At 73.0% G+C, this 5,000-nt stretch carries 3 protein-coding genes and 1 pseudogene; 1 reads left to right on the top strand and 3 read right to left on the bottom strand.

What is annotated here, in order from left to right:
• Nucleotides 1–317: 317 nt before the first annotated feature.
• From V7050_RS18000 to V7050_RS18010, 3 genes are all read right to left on the bottom strand, one after another.
• Nucleotides 318–1,841, bottom strand: a complete 1,524-nt coding sequence (locus V7050_RS18000; protein WP_324369517.1) for a heme biosynthesis protein HemY — start codon at nucleotides 1,839–1,841, stop codon at nucleotides 318–320.
• A 14-nt stretch (nucleotides 1,842–1,855) separates the two neighbouring features.
• Nucleotides 1,856–3,562 carry a hypothetical protein gene (locus tag V7050_RS18005; protein ID WP_324369520.1) on the bottom strand — a complete coding sequence of 569 codons (1,707 nt, stop codon included), beginning with the start codon at nucleotides 3,560–3,562 and terminating at the stop codon, nucleotides 1,856–1,858.
• 81 nt (nucleotides 3,563–3,643) lie between these two features.
• On the bottom strand, nucleotides 3,644–4,357 hold the full coding sequence (locus V7050_RS18010) for a uroporphyrinogen-III synthase (RefSeq protein WP_324369521.1): 714 nt from the start codon (nucleotides 4,355–4,357) through the stop codon (nucleotides 3,644–3,646).
• A 75-nt stretch (nucleotides 4,358–4,432) separates the two neighbouring features.
• Here V7050_RS18010 and V7050_RS18015 point away from each other — a divergent pair.
• Nucleotides 4,433–5,000: pseudogene (locus V7050_RS18015) on the top strand (tRNA (adenosine(37)-N6)-threonylcarbamoyltransferase complex transferase subunit TsaD); the annotation flags it as partial.

Below are 5,000 nucleotides of genomic sequence, written 5' to 3' on the forward strand. Positions count from 1 at the left end.
CGCGCCGGGGCGCCCGCCGGGGGCTGCCTGGTTCGACATGTCGCGCATCATCCCTTGCGTTTGCCCCATGAACCATCCGAGCGCACTTGGCCGGTAGCGCCACGGTCGGCGAGGCATGGCGGGTGATTCGGCCGGGACGTGATCGGATCGAGCCGCGCGCAGCCGGATTCCGTGGCCTTCGGCACGAGGCATGACAGCCTGACAGACATGTAGATCCCCCCAGATCCCGACCCCAACCTCAGGTTGCAGCCACCCAGCGGGGAGACTTGCCGCAGGAGCCATAAGATCCGGTTAAGCGCGGCCCGGATTCGCCGGGCTCAGCGCCGGAAAGGCGCGCCAGCGCCCTCGGCCAGCTCCGCATCCTCGATGTCGGGCCGCGGCGGGACCACTTCCTCTTCCTCCGCCGGCCGGGATGCGGCAGCCGATTCGGGGGTGGGCTCCGGCACCGGCGCAGGCTCTGGATCGGGATCGCCGACGATCAGCGGCAGCATCGCCGCCTGGTCGAGCGCGCTGCGCTCCGCATGGGGGGCGGTCTTCCAGGCGAGCGTGTCGAATGCACCGCAATTGTCGCAGACCGGGGCCCAGGCCGCATGCACGTGGTTGCATTTCTCGCAGGTCCATTGCGGCCCGCGCGAGGCGTTGAGCGCCTTGGCCAGCCAGCCCCGCACCACCGCCTCGCTCGCGCCCTGGCCGCGCTCGATCGCCGCCATCAGCGCGAGGCTGCGGGTCGTCGGATCGGTGACCGGAAGATCGCCCAGCACCTTGCGCGCGCCGGGGAAATCCTCGGCCGCCAGCGCCAGCTCGGTGGCCAGCAGCCGGCTCTCGGCATGTTTCGGCGCCGCGGCGATCAGGGTCTCGAAGCGCTTGCGCCGCGCCGCCGGCGTCTCGTCGGGCACGATGGCCGCGAAGGCGGCCGCGAGATCGGGATGCGGATTGGCGCCCCAGGCCGCGGTCAGCACCTTGGTCGCGCGCCGCTTCGAGCCCTTCTCGACATGGACCCCGGCAGCAAGCGCCGCGGCGGGAACCAGCGTCGGCGCGAGCTTGTTGGCCTGCAGCGCCGCCTCGTTGCCGCGCGCGGCATTGCCTTCGGCGAAGGCGGCACGGGCATCGGCGAGCGACAGCACCGCGTCGCGGCGCGTGCCGACGTCCCGCGGCAGCATGCGCGCCTGCATCGAGGCATTGAGCGTCTTGCGCGCGCCCGACCAGTCCGCCGTGCTCGATTGCAGGTCGAAGAGCGTGCGCAGCAGCGCCGGGTTCTGCGGCCGGAGCGCGAAGGCCTTCTTGGCCAGCGCCAGCGCGGTATCGGTTTCGCCGGCCTCGAGCTTCTGGTGCATCAGCCCCTTCACGCCGACGAAGCGGGTGCGGTCGTTCTCCAGCATGCTCTTGTAATAGGCCTGCGCCTTGCGGTCGTCGCCGCTCAACTCCGCCGCCTGCGCGCCGAGGAGCCGGGTCACTTCGGGGCGGCGCAGCAACTTTTCCGCCGTGGCCGCCTTCTTGGTCGCGAGCCGCGGGTCGCCCTCGGCCAGCGCCACCATGCTGTCGGAAAGCGCGTCGAAGCCGCGGCGCTCGCGGGCGCGGCTGAAATAGCGGCTTATCGCGGTCTCGTCCCCGAGCAGGAAGCGCATCACCGCCCCGAGGAAGCCGATGATCTTGAGCACGATCAGCGCCGCGACGAGGAAGAGCGCCAGCGCGATGACGAAGCCGATCGGGGTCAGCGCGAATTCGCGACCGGCGAAGGCGATCCGGACCTCGCCGGGGCTCTCGAGCAGCCAGGCGGCGCCGAAAGCGAGCGCCAGCGCGATGGCGAGGAAGACAATGACCTTCAAGAGGGACCAGAGCATCGCACGCCTCCCGTTCAGTTGGCCGCAGGGAGGCTGCCGGCGAGCTCGGCTAGAGCCTTTTCGGCAGCGACGCGCTGCCGGGCCCCGTCGAGCCAGCCGCTCATCGCGGCGGCGGATTCGCTCGGCAGCTGCGCCGATTCGTCTAGCACGGCCTCGAGGTCGTCGGCGCGCAGGCTCGCCTCCATCCGCGAGAGAACCGCGTCGGGGCCACTGCCTTCCGCCGGCGCCAGCGACCGGCTGGCGACCTGGGCTTCGAGGAAGGCGGTGGCCCGTCCCCACAGGCCTTCGCCGCCGCTCGCGAGGATCGAGGCGCGGATCGCCTCGAGGGCCGCATCGGGGAAACTCTCGCCCAGATCGGCCAGCGTCGGCACGCCATTTCCGGCCACCGCCATCAGCGCATCGGGCAGCACGACATTGGGCGCGGCGGCGAGCCGCTCGGCGGGCTCGGAGAACGGCGCACCGGAGGCCAGCGCCGCCCGGATCTGCGCCACATCGGCGGTCGCGCTGGCGGCGCCGACCGCGGCACCCGCGGCGTCGATCGCGGTGTTCGACTGCGCCTCGATCTCTGCCACCCGCGCCTGGGCCGCGTCGATCGAGCGGTCGGCCGTGGCCGCGACCTCGTCGATGCGGCTCGAGAGCGCGCTCACATTGTCCGTCAGCGTTCCCAACTCGGCCCGCAGCCCATCGAGCTCGGCACGATAGACGTCGATGCGCGCGACCGCCTCCTCGCTGAGGCTGCTCACGTCCGCCTCACCACCGAGCTGCTCCTTCAGCGCGGCCAGTTCGGTGGACTGCCCGTCGACCGCCGTCTGCAACCGGGTGACCTGCTGGCGGATCGCCGAGGTGTCGAGCTGCCCGAGTGTGTCGCGAAGCTCGGTGATCTGCGTCCCGAGCCGCGTCTCGACCGCATCGGCCGCACTCCTCGCGGCATCGGTCGCATTCGCCGTGATCTCGGCAGCATCGATCTGCGGCACCTGCTGGGCCAGTTCCGTGATCCGGGCATCCGCCGCGGCGAGCCGCGTGTCGAGATCGGCGAAGCGGGCCGCGCTCTCGCTGGAGCCCGGCGTCAGCCAGGCCGCCACCGGCGCCATGCCCGAAGGCAGCATCGGCGCCACCTTCGGCGCCGCCCAGATCCCCAGGGCGGCCCCCGCAAGCAGCAGCACGAGGAAGGTCAGCGCCTTCGATGCGAAGGAACTGCCCGCCTCCTCCTCGTGCTCCTCGACCTCGGGGGCATGGTAGGGCGCCGCCGCCGCGGTGGTTTCGGCTTCGCTTTCGGCCACGGGCGGGGCATCCGGCTCCGCGGCGGCCACCTCTGCCTCGGGATCCGCCGCGGCCTCGGGTTCGGCATCGGCCGCGGTCTGCGCCCCGCCGGTCACCGTCTCCTTCGCGACCGCCTCGGGATCCCCCCAGACCGGGACCTCGGAGTCGTCCGCCTCGCCCTCCCGGGTCCGGTCGCCCCAGGGCGGAGGCATCTCGGCGGCCGTTACCTCGTCCGGCGGGGCCTCGACGCCGGGCAGGTCCGGGTTGTCCTCGCGCACCGGCGCGCTCTCGGCCGTCTCGGACTCCCCGAACGCCGATTCGGTTTCCAAGCCCGGATCGGTGTGATCGCTCCGCTCTTCCGGTCCGGGGTCCTCCTGTCCGGCCTCAGCCTCGGTTGCCGTCGCCTCGAGGTCGGACGCGGCATCGCCGCCGTCCGCCGGATCGGATTTCCGTCTCGCCATCAGTCGTTTTCCCCGCTCGCGCGCAGCGCCTCGCGAGATACTAGGCGAAGGATTTTTGCGGAACAAGCCAAAGGCCGGTCCTCAGATTTCCGCCAGCGCCGCGATCATGCCCTCCCGCGTCGGCGTCGCGGCCACCATTCGCCGCGCAAAGCCCGCCTCCCCGAGGCCCGCATCCGCCGCCGCGCTGAGCGCCACCGAGGTCGTGCCCGCGAGGTGCCAGCCGCCGTCGCGCGCCGCCTGCGCGAGGATCCGCGCCGAGCGCGGCGAGAAGACAGCCACCGCCTCGGCCCCCGCGCCTTGGAGCAGCGCCAGCGCCTCGTCCCCCGGAACCCTTTGGCGCTGGTCGTAGATCTCCGCCGCCCGCACCTCGAAGCCCGCCGCCGCCAGCCGCCCGGCCAGATCGCCCGCCGCATGGCGCCCGCGCACATGCAGGAGCGCCCCGCCCCCGGGACGACGGCGCGCCGCCACCAGCGCCGCCAGCGCCGCCACGTCGCCCCCGGCGGAGGCGGCCTCGAACCCTGCCGCCCGCGCCGCCGCCGCGGTCATCGCGCCGACGCAATAGGCCGGCAGGTCGCGCCGGGCGATGCGGTCGGCGAATTGCGCCACGCCGTTGGCGGAGGTGAAGAGCAGGCCGCCCACTCCCACCAGATCCGGAGTGCCGGGCAGCGCGACGATCTCGATCATCGGCGCCGCCACCACGCGGAACCGGCCCGGCAGCGCCACTTCGAGCGCCGCGGCGAATTCCGCCGACTGCGCCTCCGGGCGGGTCAGGAGCAGGGTCCGGCGCTGGGGCATGTCGTTCCCTCCCGGGCCTCGGGGCGTTGCGCGCGGCCGGAGATCGGTGTTAGCTGCGCCCCGCCCGGGACGCAATTGCAGCGGAGCGCCACCCTGACCGGCGAGCGGATCATCCTCGGTCTCGAAAGCAGCTGCGACGATACGGCGGCGGCGGTGATTCGCGCGCGCCCCGGCCTGCCCCGCGGCACGATCCTCGGCGCCGAGGTCCTGGGCCAGGACGCGCTCCACGGCGCTTTCGGCGGCGTGGTGCCCGAAATTGCCGCCCGGGCCCATGCCGAGCGCCTCGACCTGGTGACGGAAGCGGCGCTGGGCCGCGCCGGGCTCGGGCTCGAGGCGATCGACGCGGTGGCGGTCACCGCCGGTCCGGGCCTGATCGGAGGCCTGCTTGCCGGGGTGATGTTCGCCAAGGGCCTCGCCGCCGGCCGCGGCCTGCCGCTCTACGGCGTCAACCATCTCGCCGGCCATGCGCTCACGCCGCGGCTGGTGGCCGATCTCGACTTTCCCTATCTGATGCTGCTCGCCTCCGGCGGCCATTGCCAGTTCCTCGCCGTCACCGGGCCGGAGGCGTTCCACCGCATGGGCGGCACCATCGACGACGCCCCCGGCGACGCCTTCGACAATATCGCCCGCCATCTCGACCTCG

Source organism: Amaricoccus sp. (assembly GCF_036846665.1).
GTDB lineage: Bacteria > Pseudomonadota > Alphaproteobacteria > Rhodobacterales > Rhodobacteraceae > Amaricoccus.